Raw genomic sequence first — 21688 nt, 5'->3', positions numbered from 1 at the left:
CTCGATATCTATGTACAACTGGGACCTGCAGAACGCGATCGTGGGCTTCGTGGACAGCCTGCGCCCCGGCGGACAGCAGCAGCACGACCTCTATATGTCGGTGCTGTACGCGTTCGTCGATATGCAGAGCCATCTGCTGACCCTCCTCGGCTTTCCCCCGGTCGCGTGAGGTCCGCCGTCGACAACAGTGCCGCGGCGCAGTCGAGCTATGGCAAGCCGCAGCCGGATCTGGAATCCCTGGCGCCGGTGATCATTACCCTCCTTGTGCTCGACGGGTTGATCACTCTGGCCGTCGAGGTGCTCTATCTGCCGACCTACCTCGGCACGGTCGCGTTCCCGCTCTCCGCCGTGCTGGCCGGCGTGATCAACGTCCTGCTCGTCATGGGCGTCCGCTCGGTGACCACTCGCGTCGGTTTCGCGATCCTGCCCATCGCCGCATGGACTTTCGGCTTCCTGGTGTGCTCGGTGACCGGCCCCGGCGGCGATATCATGCTCGGAAGCGATTGGCGCACCGCACTTCTCCTGTTCTGTGGGCTGGTGCCACCGCTCGGTTATCTCTATTTCCGACTCAACTCGGGACTGTTCGGCGGTCGCTGAGCCGAGCGCTGATTTTCCGGTCGACCCGGTTGGGTGAATCCGTCTTCGGCCTGTCGGATCGGTCAATCCAGCCGCACTGCGAGAGTGGCGATGATGGCGTCGGTGCGGGCGCGTAGAGCTGCGGCGAGGACTGGGCCGCGGGGATTGTGGAGCGGGCGGTGCCACCAATGGTGGGCCTCTACCTGGGCCAGCAGGACTGTGACCTGGCGGCCGTAGCGGTTTCGGTTGCGGACATAGCCGACGAGAGTAGCGACAAGGCTGCGGTGGGGGCAGGGCAGCACGGTGAGGGGGACGCCGGGATTCCATTCCTTCCATTGGTGGCTGAGGCGGCGGGTGGATGCGGGGTCGATTTCCGCTGCGACGGCGACGATTTCGCCGTTCATTGCCTGGGCGGTGCGGAGGGCGCGTGCGGTGACCTCGCTGACCGCGACCACCGGGACCACGATAAGCATCGGCTCCGGGTCTGGGGATTGTGGTGGGAGCGCCGGGATTCGGCCGAGACTGAGCTGCTCTGCGACGCTGCGGTAATAGTTTTCGGTGCGGGCGAACAGGATGATCAAGGCGGGCACGATGATCAGCAGCAGCCACGCGCCTTCGGTGAATTTTTCGGCGAGCAGCACCACGGCCGCTACCGCTGTAAGGATGGCCCCGAAGCCATTGAGTGCGGCGCGGGATATCCAGCCGGGACCGCGCTGTGCGCTCCAATGCCGGACCAGGCCGGTCTGGCTGATGGTGAACCCGATGAATACACCGACCGCGTACACCGGGAGCAGTCGGTGGGTTTCGGCATCCACGACGATCAGCACCGTCCCGGCCAGAACCGCAAGTGCCGCAACGCCGTAACGGAACACCGGACGTTCGGAGCGCAACGCGAACAGATGCGCGACCCGATGGTCCTTCGCCAGCAGCGACAGCAGCACCGGCAGACCACCGAAGCTGGTGTTCGCGGCCAGGCACAACGCGAGGGTGACCGCAAGGCTGGTGAGGTAGAACGGCCAGCCGGTGCCGAACGCCGCCGCCGAGAGTTGGGCGAGCAGGGTGACGTCGTCGCGCGGAACCGTGTGGTGGTGGCGGATCAACACGGCCAGACCCAGCAGCATCCCGCACAACAGCACACCCAAGCCGATCTCGGTGTGCTGGGCCCGTCGCACCGCGGGCGTCCGGAACGACGGCACCGCGTTGGCGATCGCCTCGACCCCGGTCAGCGCCGAGCATCCGGCGGCGAATGCCTTGAGCAGCAGCAGAATCCCGATGGCGTCGATCGGCACGATCGGTCCGCGGTCGACGCCGATCACGGCGACCGGCTCCGCGCGTGACAGCCCGACCACGATCACCGCGAAGATCGCGACGATGAACAGCAGCGTCGGCCCCATCAGTACTTTCGCCGATTCGGCCACCCCGACCAGGTTGATCACGGTCAGTGCCGCGAGTCCGATCAATGTGACGAGCAGCAGATTATCCGCAAGCACGGGGAACGCACTTGCCAGGCTGGCCGCGCCGGCGGCAAGGCTCACCGCGACGGTGAGCACATAGTCGACAACCAGGCTCGCCGCCGCGAGCAGGCTGGCGCCACGACCGAGATCCTTCTTCGCCACCGCGTAGGAACCGCCGCCGTCCGGATGCACGGCGATCACTTGCCGGTAGGACAGCACCAGTACCAGCAACAAGGTCGCGATCGCCAGCGACACCGGCAGTGTCCACGAGACCGCGGCCGCGCCCGCCGCGACGAGCACCAGCACGATCGCTTCCGGCCCGTAGGCCACGCTGGACAGTGCATCCAGCGACAATGCCGCCAGCCCGCCGAGAGCCGTCAGTCGATATTTATCGCCACGCTGGTGTCGCCGCTGCCGGCGATCGACTATCCGCGGCTCCTGCGAATCCGACTCCAGCGTCTCGACCACGCACACCATTGAACGCGGCGCGGGCTCGGCAACCGCTCAGCGACACCGCCGAGTACCGCGTTTCGACCGACTCAACGGGCGCCGAGACGACCAGGGGTGACCGCTTCGATGAGGGACCAGGCTCGGTCGAGGGGGATGTCGATCACGAGGTAGTGCTTCTTGCCCGCAGCGGAGGCGGCAACGACGGTGGCGACGCCCGCGCGCCTTTGCCAGAAGGATTGGCGGACAGTCCAGCCGATGACACCGGGGGCCTCCAGGCAGTCGCGGTCGCGGTCGAGCGAGCCTGCGCGGGTGATCAGCCAGGTGGGGCTGCTCTCGGTTGCCGGGAGGACGGTGTGGCCGAGGCCGCGGTACCGGTCCTCGGCCACGGCGACGGCGACGCCCGCCAGGACTGCGGGCAGCAGCCACCACCACGCCGAATACTCCACTCCCGCAAGGGAAGCGACGAGCATGGTGACCACGATGAGCAGGACCGGCGTCAACGCTCGGGAGTGTCTGCGGCGACGGGCGACCGGTCCGTGTGCGGTCAGCGGTGCGGAGCCCAACTCGCTCGACCAGGCTCGGGCGGTGGCAGCGCCGGGTGCGAGCAGTTGCGCGAGCGTGTGCTCGACGGCGGCGCGTGGGGCCTGCGGGAGAATCCGCTGACGTGGATTTTCGCCGACCATGATGGCTTCGAGCTCCGCGGCACCCGCCAGGCGCAGCAGCAGTGGCTCGTTGACGGTAGCGCCGCGGAATCGGGCTCGGTCCAGGGTGGTCTGGTGGGTGGTGAAGAGGCCGTGGCGCAGGTGCAGGGTGTGGCCGTTATCGAGCACGCGCAGGCCGAAATACGTGGTGAGATAACGGGCGCAGGAAGTGAGGCTGACCACGATCACGATCGCGAGGAACAGCAGCACACCGGCTATCGCGAGGAAGACGGAGCTGCCGTCCTCGATGTTGTGCACCGTATCCGAGTTGAACAGCGTCTGCCCGAGCCCGTACTGGAACGCCAGACCCACGACGGGTGCGATGATCGCGAACCCGGTCAGTGAGAGTGGCGCGTAGCGCACCCAACTCGGCCGCCAATGCCCGATCTCCCTGGCGCGGTCCGATGTGGTCGTCGGCAGATCGCCGGATTCATACTCCGGCAGCCCTTTTCGGAGCGGATCCGTCGCGTCGGCCGAGCGTGGAACCGACTGTCCGGCAACGGCATGTGGTGCGCCCGCGGTGTGTGCGAGCAGGGCGGTCCGCAGTTCGGGCACCACCCGCGCGTCCAAGGCGTCGAGCTTGAACTTCTCACCCGACTCGGCATGCTGGCCGGTACCGATCGCGAGTACCGCCAACCCGAGGGCCCGGTGCAACAGGTCGGCCTCGATATCGACCGACCGGATCCGCGAACGCGGCACCGAGAGCTTCTTACGTTGAATCAATCCGGTGCGCAACTCGACATGCGTCGGGCCGACCCGGTATGTGGTGGTGAACCACCTGGTGAGCGCGAACCCGACGATGAGCGCCAGCGTGATGATGCTCCACCCGTGATTGCCGCTGCTTGTGCCGAGGATTACCGAGCCGATCAGCACCGGAATGAACTTGATCACCTCGGTGACGGGATATACGAGCAGCATTCGCTTGTCGAGGCGCAGCCACGGTTGGTCTGTCTCCGCGGCGTTGCCAGCCGCCGCGGGCGGTAGGGGCTCGGTCATGTCGCGTCGCCGCGGTGCAGTGCCGCTATCTCGGCAAGCCGGGTGACGGTTTGCTCGGCCACCGCCAGATCGAGTGCGGAGATCTGTACCGCCCCCGCCGACGAGGCGGTTGTCACGGTCACCGTGGCCAGTCCCAGCAGCCGCTCCAGCGGCCCACGCTCGGTATCCACCGTCTGCACCCGGGAGATCGGCGCGACTCGGCTCTCCTGCGTCAACCAGCCGACCCGGGTATACACGGCCTCGTCGGTGACTTGCCACCGATGCACGGCATACCGCCACAGCGGCACCACGGCGATACTGAATGCCGCGAGCACCGCCGCCACGGCGAAGACCGTCAGCTGCGCCGCGCGGTGTGCGGAGTCGACGAACACCCAGACAATCAGAGCTACCAGCGGAATGAGCCAGGCCAACGCGGCCTGGAGGGTCCACAGCAGTTTCGCTTTTGGGCTCGGGCGCCAGGCCGGATCGGCCATGATCGTGCGCGGCTGCGACATGCCTGACATGGTTGCACGAACTCACCCGAAAGCGCGTCGGCCTGCGCGGGAATGAACCCGAGGCGGTGCATTGGAATAGTGCGCCCCATCATGCAGTTGGCAACGGTCACAAGCACTGGAGGGAGACAGTCCGGGATGATTAGCGCATGATCGAGGGCGTGACCGAGCTAGCGACCCCGCGTGTCCCGCCCGCACCGCCAACACCGCCGGCCATGCGCCGGGCGCTGCGGCGGGCGCGCGATGGCGTGACGCTCAATGTCGATGAGGCCGCTGTGCTGTTGCACGCACGCGGCGAGGACCTGGTCGATCTGAGTCGCAGTGCCGCCCGGGTTCGTGACGCCGGGCTGGAATCGGCCGGTCGGCCGAAGACCATCAGCTATTCGCGCAATGTGTTCATTCCGCTGACCCGGCTGTGCCGGGACAAGTGTCACTACTGCACCTTCGTGACGGTGCCGGGCAAGCTGCGTGCCGAGGGCAAGGGCATGTTCCTCGAGCCCGACGAGGTCCTCGACATCGCTCGTCAGGGCGCCGCGCTCGGTTGCAAAGAGGCGTTGTTCACCCTCGGTGACCGTCCGGAGGACCGCTGGCCCGAGGCCGCGCAGTGGCTCGACGAACGCGGCTACGATTCCACCCTGGACTATCTGCGCGCCGTGTCGATCATGGTGCTCGAGGAGACCGGGCTGCTGCCGCATCTGAACCCCGGTGTCATGTCGTGGGAGGAAATCTCCAGGCTCAAGCCGGTCGCACAGTCGATGGGCATGATGCTGGAGACCACCTCCACTCGGCTGTTCACCGAAAAGGGCCAGTGCCACTACGGAAGTCCGGACAAGGACCCCGCGGTTCGGCTGCGCGCCATCACCGACGCGGGTCGACTTTCGGTGCCCTACACCACCGGCATCCTGGTCGGCATCGGCGAGACGCTGCACGAGCGGGCCGAGTCGATCATGGCGATCCGTAAGCAGCACAAGGCTTTCGGGCACATCCAGGAAGTGATCATCCAGAACTTCCGTGCCAAGGACGACACCGCCATGCGCGACGTCCCCGACGCAGGCCTGGAGGAGTTCCGTGCCACTATCGCGGTGACGCGGCTACTGCTCGGACCCGACGTCCCGGTGCAGGCGCCGCCGAATCTGGTGTCGCACGAGGAGTGCCAGGCGCTGATCGACGCGGGCATCGACGACTGGGGTGGCGTGTCGCCGGTGACCCCGGATCACGTGAACCCGGAGCGGCCGTGGCCGAACCTGGACACCCTGCGCGAGATCACCGAGGCAGCCGGCTACCAGCTCGTCGAACGCACCTCGGCGCACCCGAAGTACGTGCGGGCGGGCAACCCGTGGGTCGACCCGCGTATCGGCGCGCACGTCGCCGCGCTCACCGATCCGGCCACCGGCCTGGCGAACCCGGACGCAATGCCGGTCGGCCTGCCCTGGCAGGAGCCGGACGAGTCATGGGAGTCGGCCGGACGGGTGGATCTGAACACCTCGATCGACACCGACGGCCGTATTACCGAGAGTCGCAGCGATTCCGCCCTCGGCCAGGATGTCGTCGGCGCTTTCGGCGATTGGGACACCATTCGCGAGCAGGCGCGCGATCTTGCCGTCACGGCACCCGAGCGACTCGATTCCGAGGTGCTCGCGGCGCTGCGTACCGCCGAGAACGACCCCGCGGGGCTCACCGACGCCGAGTATCTGGCGTTGGCGACCGCGGAGGGACCCGCGCTGGAGGCGGTGGCGGCGCTGGCCGATCAGCTGCGCCGCGATGTCAAGGGCGACGACGTCACCTACGTGGTGAACCGGAACATCAACTTCACCAATATCTGCTACACGGGCTGCCGCTTCTGCGCGTTCGCCCAGCGTAAGGGCGACGCCGACGCGTTCACCCTGAGCATGGACGAGGTTGCCGACCGGGCATGGGAGGCGCATGTCGACGGCGCCACCGAGATCTGTATGCAGGGCGGCATCGACCCCGAGCTGCCGGTCACCGGCTACGCCGATCTGGTGCGGGCGATCAAGCAGCGGGTGCCGTCGATGCATGTGCACGCCTTCAGCCCGATGGAAATCGTCAACGGCGCCTCCCGTGGCGGGCAGAGCATCCGCGACTGGCTCGTCGCGCTGAAGGAAGCCGGGCTCGACACCATTCCCGGCACGGCTGCGGAAATCCTCGACGACGAGGTGCGCTGGGTGCTCACCAAGGGCAAACTGCCCACGTCGGCGTGGGTCGAGGTGATCACGACCGCGCATCGGGTCGGCCTGCGCTCCAGCTCCACGATGATGTACGGCCATGTCGACAACCCGAAGCACTGGGTCGGGCATCTACGGGTGCTGCGCGGAATCCAGGACGAGACAGGTGGTTTCACCGAATTCGTGCTGTTGCCCTTCGTGCATCAGAGCTCACCGCTGTATCTGGCGGGTGCGGCCCGTCCAGGTCCGACCATCCGGGACAACCGCGCGGCCCACGCGCTGGCGCGGATCATGCTGCACGGCCGGATCGATAATATCCAGACCAGCTGGGTGAAACTCGGCACAGCGGGCACCCGATTGATGCTCAACGGCGGCGCGAACGATTTGGGGGGTACGTTGATGGAGGAGACAATCTCCCGGATGGCCGGCTCCCAGCACGGCTCGGCGAAAACGGTCGCGGAACTCACCGAGATCGCCGAAGGTATCGGCCGCCCGGTCCGCGAGCGCACCACCACCTATGGTGTCCCGCAGCACAAGATGTCGGTCCTACCGCTGTCGGTGGGGTAGCCCGAGGAGCCGCAAAGACGCGGACGCAAGGGGGTTCACACATCGCTCCGTGGTGTGCGGAACAGAGTTAGTTAGGGCAGACTGACCCGGAGTAACCTGGGCTGCCGGGATAGTGTGACGCTGGGCGGACTATCCCCGCAGGTAGGACAGACTAGGAGAGCGGCAGTGCCGTACATCATCGCTGAACCGTGCGTTGACGTGAAGGACAAGGCATGCATAGAGGAATGCCCCGTGGATTGCATCTACGAGGGTGGTCGCATGCTGTACATCCATCCCGACGAGTGCGTGGACTGTGGTGCATGTGAGCCGGTGTGTCCGGTGGAGGCGATCTTCTACGAAGACGACACTCCGGAGCAGTGGGTCGGCTACGTGAACGCCAACGTCGACTTCTTCGACGAGCTGGGCTCGCCCGGCGGCGCGACGAAGGTCGGCAAGGTGGATTACGACCCGACGTTCATCAAAGAACTACCCCCCATGGCGAGTGAGTGAGTTCTGACGTGTCACTGCGTGGCCGGGTCAGCAGTCTGCTGCCCGATTTCCCTTGGGACACCATTGCTTCCGTGAAAACGAAGGCGGCGGCACATCCCGGCGGGATCGTCGACCTTTCGGTCGGAACCCCGGTCGATCCGGTCGACCCGCTGATCCGGGCCGCGCTGAGTTCGGTGGCCGAGGTGTCCGGGTACCCGACCACTCACGGCACGTCGGAGCTGCGCACCGCCGCTGTCGACGCGCTCAAGCGACGTTTCGGGATCACCGGCATCGATCCGGCGGCCGTGCTGCCCGCGATCGGCACCAAGGAATTGATCGCGGGACTGCCGCGGCTGCTCGGCCTCGGCGGCGGCGATCTGGTCGTGATTCCTGAGGTCGCCTACCCGACCTATGAGGCGGGCGCGCTGCTGGCCGGTGCGCAGATCGCCAGGGCGGACGGACTGACGCAACTCGGCCCGCGATCTCCCGCGCTGATTTACGTGAACTCCCCGTCGAATCCGACGGGTCGGGTGCTCGGCGTCGATCACCTGCGCAAGGTCGTGGCCTATGCCCGCGAGCGTGGGGCGATCGTCGCCTCCGACGAGTGCTACCTCGGCCTTGCCTGGGAAGGTCGCGCGATCTCCATCCTCGATCACGAGGTGTGCGACGGCGACCACACCGGCCTGCTCGCGATCCACTCACTGTCGAAGACCTCGAATCTGGCCAGCTACCGCGCCGGTTTCGTGACGGGAGATCCCGAGCTGGTCGCCGAGCTGCTCGAGGTGCGCAAGCATGCCGGGATGATGGTCCCGTTCCCGATCCAGGCGGCGATGACCGCCGCGCTCGGCGACGACACGCACGAGGCGCAGCAGCGCGAGCGCTACCGCGCGCGGCGTGAGGTGCTGCGAAACGCCCTGCTGGCGGCGGGTTTCCGGATCGATCATTCGGAGGCGGGCCTGTACCTCTGGTCCACCCGCGGCGAATCGTGCCGCACCACCCTGGACTGGCTGGCCGACCGCGGCATCCTCGCCGCGCCCGGCGACTTCTACGGACCGTCCGGCGCCGAGCACGTGCGAATCGCGCTCACCGCGACCGACGAGCGGATCGCCGCCGCGGCGCAGCGACTGACCGCCGCCTGAATCAGCTTCTGGCGCACGGGGTTCCGGGTTGTCCGTGACCTCGGTGCGGGCGTAGTCGGGTCGAATTCGATACGCTCCGTTGGCTGGTAGTTCGATCGGGGTCGGAAAGGTCATCGATGCAGGGGGCGGGGCTCGTCACCGGTGAGCTGTTCGCCGGGTACCGAATCGAACGTGTGCTCGGCCGTGGCGGTATGGGAACGGTGTATCTGGCTGCGCACCCACGGCTGCCGCGCCAGATCGCGCTCAAACTGCTCAGCCGGGAGCTGTATGCCGACGAGGAGGTCAGGGCCCGGTTCGAGCGGGAAGCCGATGTGGCCGCGCGGCTCGATCATCCGAATGTCGTGTCGGTATTCGACCGCGGCGCCGAAGACCATCAGCTGTGGATCTCGATGCAGTATGTGGATGGCAGCGATGCGGCGGCATTCCGTGGCACACCGCTGGATCCGCGGCGGGCGTTGCACATCCTCGGGCAGACGGCCGACGCCCTCGATCACGCGCACGAATCCGGCGTCCTGCATCGAGATGTGAAGCCCGCCAACATCTTGTTGACTGCCGCGCGAACCGGTGGCGACCGGGTGTTGTTGACGGACTTCGGCATTGCTCGGCTCCGCGACGACGCGCATCAGCTGACACGGACCGGGGAGTTTCTCGCGACGCTGGCTTATGCCGCCCCGGAACAGCTTTCGGGGCACTCGGTCGATCATCGGGCGGATCAATACGCGCTCGGCTGCACCCTGTTCGCGTTGTTGACCGGCGAAGCACCTTTTGCCGCAACCAATCCCGGTGCCGTCGTGGCCGCGCACCTGACCAGTCCGGTGCCGCAGGCAAGCCGAGTGGCACCGCATCTTCCCGGCGCGATCGATGCGGTGATCGCCCGCGCGATGGCCAAGGATCCCCGGGCGCGTTTCGGTGACTGCACCGAATTCGCCAGGGTGGCCTACGAGGCGGTGACCGGGGCGCATCCGTCGACCGGATCAGGTGGTGCCGAGATAACACCACCGCCGAGACCGGTCGCCTCCGCGACGACGCAGCAGACTCCGCCGCGGGCCGCACCTCAGGCCGTCCCGACTATTCGGGTAGCTACGGCGCCGCAGCCGCAGCGGCATCCTGAGCCGCACGCGCGGTCTGCATTCCGGTCGCCCCCTGTTGTCCAGTCGCCGACCGAGGTCAAGACACACTTGCCGCCGCACGCGACGCACAATCCGGTCGGGCAGCCGCGGACGGTGTCCTCGCGTTGGCGTGCGCTGGCCGTGGCGCTGCTGGTGCTGGCCGTTGTCGTCGTCGTCGGTGTGGTCGGCGCTGCGGCGGTCTACTGGAAGTACGTGCGACCGAACCGGTTGCCTCCGCCGCCGTCATGGGGTGCCGAGCAGTCCATCGTGCGGGCGTTCCCGCAGTTGATTCCGCCTGGCCCGAACGGAACGGCTTGGCGCGGCGCGCACTGTTCCGCGGTGGCAGCGCCCACTGCCGAACCCGGTGATCCGGTTCCGCTGCGGCAGATCACCTGCACCGACCGGGACGCCCTCACCGTGTGGTTCTCGGAATACGCCGCAAGCGGCGATGTCGGTACCTACCTCGCCACCAAAACCACGCAGGTCGGTGACCGGCCGATCGGGAACGATGGCAGCGTGGCGGTATTCCAGCCGCGCAATGCCGCGGGTCCGTCCACGCTGACCGCGCGGGCGTTGGGCAGCGGATACCCCGACACCATGTTGATGGAGATTTCCTGGCCGAACCACAGCTTCGAGCAGGCCCGCGAGCAGTGGTGGGAGCAGGCTCCGTTCTGACGGCCGGTTCGGCTCGCCGACACGGCTAGCCGTCGCACGCGATCATCGGCGGACGGCGTTAACCTGGGATATGGACGCTGTCACGGTTGTCCCCACCCCCGGCAATGAGCCGGTGCATTCCTACGCGCCGGGTAGTCGTGAGCGGGAGTTGCTGGTTGCCGAGCTCGCCGAGTTGTCCGCGGAATCCGTGGATGTCCCGCTGGTGATCGGGGGTAAACATCGGCCCGGCATCGGGGAGCGGCACGCGATCGTCGCCCCGCATCGACACCGGCAGGTGCTGGGGACCTTCACCGATACCACTCACTCGGAAGCCAAGGGCGCGATCGAGGCGGCAATGGCGGCGGCGCCCGGCTGGCGGACGTTGCCGTTCGATGAGCGCGCGGCCATCTTCCTGCGGGCCGCCGATCTGCTGGCCGGGCCGTGGCGGGAAACCATCGCGGCCGCGACCATGCTCGGCCAGTCGAAGACGGCCCAGCAGGCCGAGATAGACGCGCCGTGCGAACTCATCGATTTCTGGCGGTTCAATGTGGCGTTCGCGCGTGGGATTCTGGAGCAGCAACCGGTGTCGAGTGCGGGGGTGTGGAACCGGCTCGACTATCGGCCGCTGGAGGGTTTCGTCTACGCCATTACCCCGTTCAATTTCACCGCGATCGCCGGGAATCTTCCGACTGCCCCTGCGCTGATGGGCAATACGGTGGTGTGGAAGCCGTCGTCGGCGCAGACGCTGTCGGCGTTCTACACGATGCGGCTGCTGGAGGCGGCGGGCCTGCCGCCCGGCGTGATCAATATGGTGACCGGCAACGGAGTCGAGCTCTCGGAGGTGGCGCTGACCGACCCTCGGCTGGCAGGTATCCATTTCACCGGGTCCACCAAGACATTCCAGTTCCTGTGGGGTCAGGTGGGTGCCAATATCGGCCGCTACCACGGGTATCCGAGATTGGTCGGCGAGACGGGGGGCAAGGACTTCATCGTCGCGCACCCCTCCGCCGACCCGGATGCGTTGCGCACCGCGCTTATTCGCGGAGCTTTCGAGTACCAGGGACAGAAGTGCTCGGCGGCTTCGCGTGCCTATATCGCCCGGTCGGTGTGGCGCACGATGGGCGACGACTTCTTGAATCAGACCAGGCAACTGACCTACGGCGATGTGACCGATCTGTCGAATTTCGGTGGCGCGCTCATTGATCGCCGCGCCTACGACAAGAATGTGGCCGCTATCGAACGGGCAAGGGCGGCGGGCATCGCCATCTCGGCGGGTGGTGAATACGACGACAGCGAAGGGTGGTTCGTGCGGCCGACGGTGCTGCTGGTGGACGATCCGCGTGACGAGTCGTTCGCCACCGAGTACTTCGGGCCGATCCTGTCGGTGCATATCTACGACGACGCCGAACCCGGAGCGTATGCGGCCATCCTCGCCGAGGTGGATTCGGCGTCGCCCTACGCGTTGACCGGCGCGGTGTTCGCCCAGGACCGGCACGCCGTCGAACAGGCCTCCGCCGCACTGCGATTCACGGCGGGCAATTTCTATGTCAATGACAAGCCGACCGGTGCGGTGGTGGGCCAGCAGCCCTTCGGCGGCGCAAGAGCCTCCGGCACCGACGACAAGGCCGGGTCGCCGCTGAATCTGCTGCGCTGGGTGTCAGCGCGCACGATCAAGGAGACCTTCGTGCCGCCGACGGACTATCGGTATCCGCATATGGGGGAGGCATAGCGAGATGAATCCGCTGCGGCCTGCCATTCTCGCCGCGGCGGGGTCGCCGCGGATGAAGCGAATGCTCACCGGGACTCCCGTCACGGCGAATATCGTGCGGCGGTTCGTTGCGGGGGAGACCCGCGACGAACTCATCCCGGTGGTGCGGGAGTTGCTCGACAGTGGCCGGATGATCAGTGTCGACTTTCTGGGCGAGAACACCACCGATCGCGCTCAGGCTGATGCCACGCTCGCGGAATATCTTGCGCTGATCAACGACCTGGCGGCGTTGGGCGGCGGCCTCGAGGGTGGTGCGGCCGCGCGGGTGGAGGTTTCGGTGAAGCTGTCCGCGCTGGGACAGGCATTGCCGGACGGCGGCCACGCGACCGCCACCGAAAACCTGCGCATCCTGTGCGTCAAGGCCGCGCAGGCGGGAGTGTGGGTCACCGTCGACGCCGAAGACCACACCACCACCGACGCCACTTTGGGGACGGTGCGTACGGTGCGTGCCGAATTTCCCTGGCTCGGTGCGGTATTGCAGGCGTATCTGCATCGCACCGAGGCGGACTGCTGGGAGCTGTCCGGTGCCGAATCGCGAATCCGGTTGTGCAAGGGGGCCTATCGTGAGCCGCACGCCGTCGCCTTCCAGCGCGCGTCCGAGGTGACCGACTCCTATCTGCGCTGCCTCGCCATCCTGATGCGCGGGCACGGCTATCCGATGGTGGCCTCACACGATCCGGTGCTCATCACCGCCGCCGAACGGCTCGCCATCGAAACCGGTCGGGACGCAGTCGGATTCGAGCATCAGATGCTGTACGGCATCCGTGATGTCGAGCAGCTGCGGTTGGCCGCCGCGGGCAACGCGATGCGGGTGTACGTGCCCTACGGCAACCAGTGGTACGGCTATCTCACTCGCCGCCTTGCCGAACGTCCGGCGAACCTGGCTTTCTTCCTGCGCGCTCTGGTCGGCGATTCCTGAAGCCACGAGCGGGTGGATCGGTCAGAGCAGCGGCTTGCCGAGCCGATGGCGCCTTCGCATGTCGTACAGGAAGGCGTTCATCGGAAAGAGCCTGGCCTGCTTCGGAAGCCGGCCGTGCACGGCGCCGATGGCGCGCAGCAGCCGGACTGCGAACCGGTCGTGCCGGTCGGTCCAGGTCATGTGCATCTGGTCGCGCAGATGCGGAGGGAGCAGGGCGGTGACCACGAACCGCTGCACCGGGCCGAATACGCGCAGCGGCCGGGCGAACATCTTCAGGTCGATGAGATGGTCGAAGTAGGCGCGGGTACGCGCGTCGATGGTCTTGGTCGCCAGGTTGGTGTTCCAGTACTCCTCGAACGCCTTCCGATCGGCGGGCCACATCTCCTCGCGCATCTGCAATGTGGTGCCGAACCGGGCGGCGTACTGGTAGAACACCTCCGCGGTGTCCTCATCCAGCGGGCCGTGCAGTCGTTCCTCCAGGTCGATGACGCCCCAGTACAGGCAGGCGGCAACCCACAGCTGCAGCTTCGGGTCGAAGGCGTTGTATTTGACCGCCGCGCCCGGCTCGGAGTGGATCGGGCGGTGCGACTGGTTGACGGCCTCCCGATAGACCGCGCGGTCCTCGTCGGTGCCCATCATCGCGACCGCCAAATAGGTGAGCGTGGTGCGCAGCCGCTTCCATGGGTGCAGATCGACCCGGCCGGTCTCGACCGTGCTCTCCATGACGCCGTAAGCGACGGGCTTCAGGCTCAGCTGCATGATGACGTTGGCCGTGCCGCCGAGGAAGGCCGCGACACCGCTCCAGAACTCCTCGATGGCGAAGTCGTCGGCCGTGCCGTAGCGGCAGGTGAGTGCCGGTTCGTGCGTCGTTGCGCGAAGGGGCGCGGTCATCGTTGGCCTCGTCTTTCTCTGTGGTGTGTCAGTCGGCTGTCCGGCGTGGGCGAGGCCACCGCCTAAACCAGCGGTTTGCCTCGGCGTATGCGCCGGCGCACGTCGTATAGGTAGATGTTCAGCGGGAACAGCCGCACCTGCTTCGGTAGTCGGGTCTGCACCGCCGAGATCCTCCGCAGCAGTCGGTCGAACCGGCGCTGATCGCGGTCGGACCAGGTCATGTGCATCTCGTTGCGCAGGTGCTGCGGCAGTAGGCCCGCGACGAAAAACCGCTGCAGCCCGGCGAAGGTCAGCTGGACCGGACGCGGCATCATTTTCAGATCGATCAGATCGTTGAAGTAGTCGCGCAGCGCGGGCTCGATCGCGCGCTCGGCCAGGTTCTCGTCCCAGTACTTCCGGAATTCCGCGCGGTTCGCGGGCCACGTATCCGGCCGCATCTGCAGGGTGGTGCCCAGGCGGGCGCTGTATTGATAGAAGGCTTCGGCGGTGTCGGGGTCCATCGGCCCGCGCATGCGGACGTAGAGATCGTCGATGCCCCAGTACAAGCTGGCGGCCACCCACAGTTGCAGCTCCGGGTCGAATGCGTTGTATTCGACCGGGCTCGTCGCGGTCGACCGGACCGGCCGATGCGACTGATTGATCGCGTCCCGGTAGCGCGCGCGTTCCTCGTCGGTGCCCATGAGGGCGACCGCGAGATAACTCAGGGTGGTGCGCAGTCGTTTGATCGGGTGCAGCGTGATCTTGCCGCTGTCGACGGTGCTTTCCAGCACGCCGCGCCCGACGGGGCGCAGGCTCAGCTGCATGATCACGTTGGCGGTGCCGCCGAGGAAGGCGGAAATCCCGTCTAGGTGTGCCCCGACGGTTTCCGGGGTGAATGGGTGAACGGACGATCTGGCACGGTCCGGATCCGACTCGTAGTCGGCGCTTGGCTGCGGGGCGGTCAACGTTGACCTCGTCTTTCTGTGTCCGTGTGCTCCTAGTCGAGCACACGGCGAGAAGATTTGTCACTAACCTTCTCATTGCCTCGGGATGGTGTCAATCACTACCCGAGCGGACTACCCAGCGCGATAGCGATTTGCACCCCTCGCCGATGATGGCATGCAATGCTATTGATGTCATCGTTTCACCGATGCGGATAGGGTGGGGACATGGCGAGGCTGACCAGACTGTTGGCGCTGGTGCGCAGCACCGGTCCCGAGGATCGCAATCAGGCGCGGGTGCTGGATGCCGCCCTGCTGGCGTTCCTGGATTTCGGCATCAAGCGCACCAGCATGGTCGAGGTGGCCCGGCGGTGCGGACTCTCGCTCGCGACCCTCTATCGCCGCTTCGCCAGCAAGTCCGATCTGATCCAAGCGGTGGGGCTGCGCCAAGCGCGCCAGTTCATCGACGAGGTGGACGCCACCCTGCAGCGGCAGGTCGATCGCGACGCCGATGCCGAGGATCAGATCGTCGAGCTGTTCGTCGCCTTCCTGAACGGGTTGCGTGGCAACAAGCTACTGGACCGGCTGCTGAAGACCGAACCGGAGATCGTGCTGCCGTACCTCACCGTGAAGGGTGCTCCGGTCATCGAGCTCGGCCGCGATTATCTTGCCGAGTTCATCACCCGGCTACAGGGTGAGGGCAAGCTGCCCGCCTACGACCCCGAGCCGCTCGCCGAAATGATTGCGCGGACCGCGGTTTCGCTGGCCCTGACGCCGCAGACGGTCATTCCGCTCGGCGACGATGTGGCGGCACGGAAGTTCGCGCGCGACCACGTCGTCGTCTCTTTCCGGGTCGGCTAGGTTTCAGACCAGGCGTAGGCCGAGGCGTCGTCGGATGCGCATATCCCATAGGAACACGTTGACCGGAAATGTCTTGACCTGTTTCGGCATTCGGCCTTCCACGGCGCCGACCGCACGCAGTAACCCGGACAGCGCTCGGTCGTCACGCTCGCTCCAGGCAATGCCCATTTCGTCGCGCAAATGCGGGGGCAGCAGTCCGGCGGTGACCCAGCGGTGCGGTCGGCCGAAGGCCACCCGCACCGGACGCGGGAACATCTTCAGATCGACGATCTCCCAGAAGTATTCACGGATCGGTGGATCGATGGTCGTCTTCGCCAGGTTCTCGGTCCAGTAGGCGTCGAACGCGGTCCGGTCGGCAGGCCACATTTCCGGAGGCATCTGCAAGGTACTGCCCAGTCGTTCCGCGTGCCGATAGAATCCGTCGGCGGCGGTGTCGTCCATCGGGCCGTGCATGCGCTCGTAGAGGTCGCGTGCACCCCAGTACAGACAGGCCGCTACCCACAGCTGAAGGTTCGGGTCGAAGGCGTTGTATTTCACCGGGCTGCTCGCGGTCGATCGAACCGGCTTGTGTGAGTGATTGATCGCGTCGCGATAGGCCGCGCGCTCCTCATCGCTGCCGAGCATGGCGACGGCGAGGTAGGTGAGGGTGGTCCTGGTCCGCTTGATCGGGTGCAGCATGACCTTGCCGCTGTCGACAGTGCTCTCCAGCACGCCGTATCCGACCGGTCGCGTGCTGAGCTGCATGATGACGTTCGCCGCAGCGCCGAAGAACGCGGCGGACCCGTCGAGGTACTGCCCGACATCGAACTCTTCGGGCGGCGTCGGCGCGGCGGTGGATCCGCGAAGCGGGCTGGTCATCATCGACCTCGTTCTCGTCGTTGAGAAAGATACACTTCAACAGTTTCACTGCCTCATGGGCGTGTCAACCACCATGCGCGGGTTCATCGAGCTGTGATCGGCGGGCAGCGTGACAGACTCACACGCCGCCGAAGTAGCGTGAGCGAATGTCGATCGGTGCGCCCCTGCTGCTTCGCTCCCTGAACCCGCTCGCGGTCGCCGCGGGGGAGGACATCCCCGATGCGGTCACCATCGACGGGGTAACGCTGTCGCGCAGCGATCTGCTAGGCGCGGCGACCTCGGTGGCCGAACGTATCGCTCGAGCGGAGCGGGTCGCCGTGCTGGCTCGGCCGACCGTCGGCACCGTGCTCGCGGTGGTCGGCTGCCTCATCGCCGGGGTCACCGTCGTTCCGGTGCCGCCGGACTCGGGAAGCGCCGAGCTCGAGCACATCCTGAACGACTCGGGAGCCCAAGCCTGGCTGGGGGAGGCGCCTGCCGGGACGGGACTGCCGGTGGTGCCGGTCCGCATCCATGCTCGTTCTTGGCACACCTATCCCGAACCCGATTCCGCCGCGGCGGCATTCGTGCTCTACACCTCGGGGACCACCGGTCTTCCCAAGGGCGTGGTCCTCAGCCGCGCCGCCATTGCCGCCGGGCTCGACGCACTCGCCGACGCCTGGGCTTGGACTGCGAACGACGTTTTGGTGCACGGTCTTCCGCTGTTCCATGTGCACGGCCTCATCCTCGGTGTGCTCGGCCCGCTGCGGGTGGGCAGCCCGCTGATCCACACCGGAAAGCCGACCCCCAAGGCCTATGCCGACGCGCCGGGCACGCTGTACTTCGGTGTGCCTACGGTGTGGTCGCGCGTCGCCGAGGATCCCGATGCCGCAAGGCAATTGGCGAAGGCTCGCCTGCTTGTTTCCGGCAGCGCGCCGCTGCCGGTGCCGGTGTTCGAGCGGCTGCGCGAGCTCACCGGCCACGCGCCGATCGAGCGCTACGGCATGAGTGAAACCATGATTACGCTGTCTACCCGTGCGGATGGCGAGCGGCGGCCCGGTTGGGTCGGCACTCCGGTCGCGGGCGTGCGGACCCGGATTCGCGACGAAACGGGTGCGCCCGTCGCGCACGACGGCGAAAGCATCGGTGGCCTCCAGGTCCAGGGACCGATGGTGTTCGACGGCTACCTCAACCGCTCCGAGGCGACGGCCGAATGCTGGACGGAAGACGGCTGGTTCAAGACCGGCGACGTCGCGGCCATCGACGCCGACGACTTCCATCGCATCGTCGGCCGAGAATCGGTCGACCTCATCAAGTCCGGCGGCTATCGTGTCGGCGCGGGCGAAGTGGAGACTGTACTGCTCGGGCACCCCGACGTCGCGGAGGTCGCGGTGGTCGGACTTCCCGATGCCGACCTCGGCCAGCGCATCGTCGCCTATGTCGTACTGCGTAGTACGGCAACGGATTCCATCGAGAAGGCCCTCATCGAGCACGTGGCTGAGCAACTGTCGGTGCACAAGCGGCCGCGTGAGGTCCGGGTCGTGGACGCGCTGCCACGCAACGCCATGGGCAAGGTGCAGAAAAAGCTGCTCGGCTGAGCGTCCTCGATCGGGGTCGACCTCTGCTCAGGTCGAGGCCTCGCTGTTCGGGCTGATGTCGGCCCTTATCTCGCTGGGGCGCTCAGGGTCATTCGGGCGTCCGAGGAGCCGGGGGTGCGCCCGCACAGCGCGACCATGGTGCGGATCAGGTGCGGCTGATCGGCGAAGCCGGTCTGCGCGGCCACCTCGGCGGCCGAGTGGAAGGGGAGTTGTAGTCCGGCCTCGCGCAGCCGATGCCATCGGCGCAGTGTCGTCAGTGGTCCGCCGATCGTCTCGACCGACAGCTGCCGCAGTCGTCTGGCCGACAGCCCGACCCTTACGGCCAGGTCTTCGATATCGGTGTTGCTGTCGAGCAGGCTCAGCGCCCGGCTGAACCGCGGATCTATCGCGGGTGCGTCGCCCAATGTCCGGCGCACGATCCGGCGCAGCTGTATCGGATCGAGGTCGCCGCCGGTGCAGGCGAGCAGTCGCCGGACCTGGGCGCGGTCGAGCGCCTGAATTCCGGGCCGACCGGCAATCGCGAGACCGTACGGATCTATCCATAGCCCGGTGAATCCATCTGGATGTGTTACCGCGCAACGCATCCCGGGCGGTACGAGTACTCCTGGCCCGGTGGTGATCCGACCTGTTTCGTCGGTGGCCGTCACCTCGCCATCCCATGACAGCATGAGCTGCCAGGCCGGATGGCGATGCCCGCCGCCCACCGGCCCCGAGGACTCGGCGTAGCAGGCGAACTCGGCGCTGACGGCGGCGAACACGACGTTGCCGTTCCGTTCAAGACGCCACGAACGCCCCTGCTCGATCATGTTTTCAGTATCCGGGTACCACCGGATGTCGAGCCATCCGGGCTGACATAGCGAGAGAGGTCGATCCCATGCTGCTGCAGAATTCCGAATACACGTCCAGGCCCTGGCGGGTGCACGATTTCACGAAGGATTTCGAGATCGAGGATGTGTGGGCATTGCCTACACCGGGCGGGCCGGATGATCTCGAGCGGCTGGTTCGGCAAATGACCGACGGTGATGGATCGGCGGTGAACGGCAAAGACGTGATCGGCTTTCTGTTTGCCGTCCGCTGGAAGCTTGGGGCGCTGCTCGGCTGGGACAAACCCGATGCGGGTGTCGGCACGCGGGTGGTGTCGCTGCGCGACCGGTTACCGGAGGATCTGCGCGCGGTTCGTGGACAGGATATGCGCGCGGTGCCATTCAAATCCGTGTATCAGACCCACGACGAGTGGGTGGCGGAGAGCGCCAACAAGACTGTCCACGTGCTGATGCACCTTGGCTGGGTCCCTGATGGCACCGGTGGCTACTACGCTCAGATGACGGCGCTCGTCAAGCCGAATGGACTGCTCGGAAAGGTCTACATGCTGGGCATCTCGCCGCTGCGGCATCTGCTCGTATACCCACCGCTGCTCCGGGACATCGGGCGGAGATGGCAGGCGGAAATGCGGCCACTTCGGCATTGACCTCTACCTAGGTTGAGGTCTTACTGTCGGGGTATGACCGCAACCTTGACGCCCGAACATCTCGAATACCTGCACACGCAGCGGCTCGGTCGTCTGGCGACCGTCCGTCCGGACGGCTCGCCACAGAACAGCCCCGTCGGGTTCCGCTACAACGCCGAACTCGGCACGATCGACATCGCGGGCTGGAATATGGGCGCCTCGAAGAAGTTTCGCAACCTCGCCGACAACGATCGGGTGGCGTTCGTGGTCGACGATATCGCCTCGGTCCAGCCATGGCGGGTGCGCTGCCTCGAAATCCGCGGCACCGCGGAACAATTGACCGGTGTGAAGTCCTATATCACCGGTGAGATCGGCGAACTGATCCGTATCCACCCGGACCGCATCATCGCCTTCGGACTGGCCGAATCGGAATCCTGAACAAGAAGTGGCGACCCGAGGGCAGTGAAATCGTGATCGACGGCAGTGAAACGACGGCCCGCCAAGGCACTTCGAAACCACGTTTCCACGACCGTCGTCGCCGAAAGCGCCCGAAACGCAACCACAGCCAGTTCTCACGCTGGAAGCCGTGTACCGCACACGACGCACCCAGCACGCCCCGAACACCACCGGGAAGTGAGCTCGACCGGCCCAACCCAGGACACGCTCCCCAACACCGGCTGCCCTCACCACCTAAAACGCCTGAAACGCAACCACAACCAGTCTTCACGCTGGAAGCCGTAGCCTGTTTACCCAGGTTGCGGAAGACCAGGTCGGGTACGGCACACGACGTGCCCAGCACTGCCCGGAACACCGCTGGGACGTGACCTCGGTCTACCAAACCGGGCACGCTCCCCACAGCTCTGGCCTACTCCGGTGAGTTCCAACGGGGCACCTCAGGGAAGTGAGCTCGGCCCACACCCCAGGACACACTCCCCAACACCGGCTGCCCTCACCACCTAAAGCGCGTGAAACGCAACCACAGCCAGTCCTCACGCTGGAAGCTGTGTGCCTGCCTACCCAAAGCTGCGGAAGACCAAGTCGGGTACGGCACACGACGTGCCCAGCACTGCCCGGAACACCGCTGGAAGGTGAGCTCGGTCTACCAAACCGGGGCACGCTACCCACAGCTCTGGCTTACTCCGGTGAGTTCCAGCAAGGCCACCTCAGGCAGGCGAGCTCGGTCCACCAATCCAGGGCACGCTCCCAAACGCTCCGGCTTACCCCGGTGAGTTCCAGCGGGGCACGTCAGGGCGGTCAGCTCGGTTTACTGAACCCCGGGCGCGCTCCCCAGTTTTGGCTGCACCCCGTGGTTTTACCGGGGGCAGTGCTGGGCACGTCGGATGCCGTACCCGACCTGGTCTTCCGCAGCATTTCGAGGCAGGCACACAGCTTCCAGCGTGAGGACTGGCTGTGGTTGCGTCCTCGAGCGGTAAAGAAACCCGTCCTCACACCCCGTGTCGTAGCTGCACACCCCCCGTACAGCGTCCTCACACCCCGTGTCGTAGCTGCACACATCCCCGTACAGCGTCCTGACACCCCGTGTTGTGACTACACACCCCGTATACGGGGTGTTCGGCTGTGACGCGGGGTGTTCGGACGACAGTTTGGCCTTTCACAGCTCTTGGAGGCACGCACACGGCTTCCAGCGTGCGGACTGGCTGT

General features: G+C 66.4%; 19 protein-coding genes. 12 read left to right on the top strand and 7 right to left on the bottom strand.

From position 1 onward, the window contains the following. Nucleotides 1-10: 10 nt before the first annotated feature. Together ACFQZZ_RS04120 and ACFQZZ_RS04115 are read left to right on the top strand one after the other, a co-directional pair. Nucleotides 11-169, top strand: coding sequence for a hypothetical protein (locus tag ACFQZZ_RS04120; protein ID WP_378674153.1), 159 nt, complete (start codon nt 11-13; stop codon nt 167-169). Further along, complete coding sequence (locus tag ACFQZZ_RS04115; RefSeq protein ID WP_378674150.1) at nt 166-597, top strand: hypothetical protein; 432 nt, start codon at nt 166-168, stop codon at nt 595-597. The genes ACFQZZ_RS04120 and ACFQZZ_RS04115 overlap by 4 nt, the downstream gene beginning before the upstream one ends. Nucleotides 598-659: 62 nt before the next feature. Here ACFQZZ_RS04115 and ACFQZZ_RS04110 read toward each other — a convergent pair whose 3' ends face one another. The 3 genes from ACFQZZ_RS04110 to ACFQZZ_RS04100 all read right to left on the bottom strand — a co-directional run bounded on the left by ACFQZZ_RS04110 (nt 660) and on the right by ACFQZZ_RS04100 (nt 4671). Next, on the bottom strand, nt 660-2498 hold the full coding sequence (locus ACFQZZ_RS04110) for an APC family permease (protein ID WP_378674147.1): 1839 nt from the start codon (nt 2496-2498) through the stop codon (nt 660-662). A gap of 71 nt (nt 2499-2569) precedes the next feature. Further along, nucleotides 2570-4177, bottom strand: coding sequence for a PH domain-containing protein (locus tag ACFQZZ_RS04105; RefSeq protein ID WP_378674144.1), 1608 nt, complete (start codon nt 4175-4177; stop codon nt 2570-2572). Next, nucleotides 4174-4671: a PH domain-containing protein gene (locus ACFQZZ_RS04100; RefSeq protein WP_378674141.1), complete on the bottom strand. Its 498-nt coding sequence runs from the start codon at nt 4669-4671 to the stop codon at nt 4174-4176. Before ACFQZZ_RS04100 ends, ACFQZZ_RS04105 begins: the two co-directional genes overlap by 4 nt. Nucleotides 4672-4817: 146 nt before the next feature. Here ACFQZZ_RS04100 and ACFQZZ_RS04095 point away from each other — a divergent pair, with 146 nt between their 5' ends. The 6 genes from ACFQZZ_RS04095 to ACFQZZ_RS04070 all read left to right on the top strand — a co-directional run bounded on the left by ACFQZZ_RS04095 (nt 4818) and on the right by ACFQZZ_RS04070 (nt 13475). Further along, nucleotides 4818-7418: a bifunctional FO biosynthesis protein CofGH gene (locus ACFQZZ_RS04095; RefSeq protein WP_378674138.1), complete on the top strand. Its 2601-nt coding sequence runs from the start codon at nt 4818-4820 to the stop codon at nt 7416-7418. A 165-nt stretch (nt 7419-7583) separates the two neighbouring features. Then, nucleotides 7584-7907 carry a ferredoxin gene (fdxA, locus tag ACFQZZ_RS04090; protein ID WP_378674135.1) on the top strand — a complete coding sequence of 108 codons (324 nt, stop codon included), beginning with the start codon at nt 7584-7586 and terminating at the stop codon, nt 7905-7907. A gap of 8 nt (nt 7908-7915) precedes the next feature. Then, the gene (gene dapC / locus ACFQZZ_RS04085; RefSeq protein WP_378676339.1) at nt 7916-9025 is read left to right on the top strand and encodes a succinyldiaminopimelate transaminase; all 1110 of its coding nucleotides are present in this window, start codon (nt 7916-7918) and stop codon (nt 9023-9025) included. 116 nt (nt 9026-9141) lie between these two features. Then, nucleotides 9142-10809, top strand: coding sequence for a protein kinase (locus ACFQZZ_RS04080; protein WP_378674132.1), 1668 nt, complete (start codon nt 9142-9144; stop codon nt 10807-10809). Between the two features lie 70 nt (nt 10810-10879). After that, entirely contained in the window at nt 10880-12517 is a 1638-nt protein-coding gene (pruA, locus tag ACFQZZ_RS04075) for an L-glutamate gamma-semialdehyde dehydrogenase (RefSeq protein WP_378674129.1), read from the top strand. 4 nt (nt 12518-12521) lie between these two features. Beyond that, entirely contained in the window at nt 12522-13475 is a 954-nt protein-coding gene (locus ACFQZZ_RS04070) for a proline dehydrogenase family protein (RefSeq protein ID WP_378674126.1), read from the top strand. A 21-nt stretch (nt 13476-13496) separates the two neighbouring features. Here the strand turns inward: ACFQZZ_RS04070 and ACFQZZ_RS04065 are convergent, their stop codons facing one another. Together ACFQZZ_RS04065 and ACFQZZ_RS04060 are read right to left on the bottom strand one after the other, a co-directional pair. Beyond that, complete coding sequence (locus ACFQZZ_RS04065) at nt 13497-14366, bottom strand: oxygenase MpaB family protein (protein WP_378674123.1); 870 nt, start codon at nt 14364-14366, stop codon at nt 13497-13499. 62 nt (nt 14367-14428) lie between these two features. Continuing rightward, nucleotides 14429-15310, bottom strand: coding sequence for an oxygenase MpaB family protein (locus ACFQZZ_RS04060; protein ID WP_378674120.1), 882 nt, complete (start codon nt 15308-15310; stop codon nt 14429-14431). A 204-nt stretch (nt 15311-15514) separates the two neighbouring features. Between ACFQZZ_RS04060 and ACFQZZ_RS04055 the strand changes: the two genes are divergently transcribed. After that, complete coding sequence (locus tag ACFQZZ_RS04055; RefSeq protein ID WP_378674118.1) at nt 15515-16147, top strand: TetR/AcrR family transcriptional regulator; 633 nt, start codon at nt 15515-15517, stop codon at nt 16145-16147. Nucleotides 16148-16150: 3 nt separating this feature from the next. On the opposite strand, the gene ACFQZZ_RS04050 is transcribed toward ACFQZZ_RS04055, so the two are convergent. Further along, the gene (locus tag ACFQZZ_RS04050; protein ID WP_378674115.1) at nt 16151-17008 is read right to left on the bottom strand and encodes an oxygenase MpaB family protein; all 858 of its coding nucleotides are present in this window, start codon (nt 17006-17008) and stop codon (nt 16151-16153) included. Between the two features lie 143 nt (nt 17009-17151). On the opposite strand from ACFQZZ_RS04050, the gene ACFQZZ_RS04045 reads away from it, so the two are divergent. Continuing rightward, on the top strand, nt 17152-18579 hold the full coding sequence (locus ACFQZZ_RS04045; protein WP_378674112.1) for an acyl-CoA synthetase: 1428 nt from the start codon (nt 17152-17154) through the stop codon (nt 18577-18579). Between the two features lie 65 nt (nt 18580-18644). On the opposite strand, the gene ACFQZZ_RS04040 is transcribed toward ACFQZZ_RS04045, so the two are convergent. Next, a complete protein-coding gene (locus tag ACFQZZ_RS04040; RefSeq protein WP_378674108.1) occupies nt 18645-19385 on the bottom strand; it encodes a helix-turn-helix domain-containing protein in 741 nt (246 codons plus the stop codon). Between the two features lie 68 nt (nt 19386-19453). On the opposite strand from ACFQZZ_RS04040, the gene ACFQZZ_RS04035 reads away from it, so the two are divergent. Beyond that, complete coding sequence (locus ACFQZZ_RS04035; protein ID WP_378674105.1) at nt 19454-20047, top strand: DUF2867 domain-containing protein; 594 nt, start codon at nt 19454-19456, stop codon at nt 20045-20047. A gap of 33 nt (nt 20048-20080) precedes the next feature. Beyond that, the gene (locus ACFQZZ_RS04030; RefSeq protein ID WP_378674102.1) at nt 20081-20464 is read left to right on the top strand and encodes a PPOX class F420-dependent oxidoreductase; all 384 of its coding nucleotides are present in this window, start codon (nt 20081-20083) and stop codon (nt 20462-20464) included. The last annotated feature ends 1224 nt before the right edge of the window (nt 20465-21688 follow it).

The organism is Nocardia sp. GCM10030253, from assembly GCF_042675075.1.
Classification (GTDB): Bacteria; Actinomycetota; Actinomycetes; order Mycobacteriales; family Mycobacteriaceae; genus Nocardia.
This window is presented reverse-complemented; position numbering and strand designations above follow the sequence as displayed.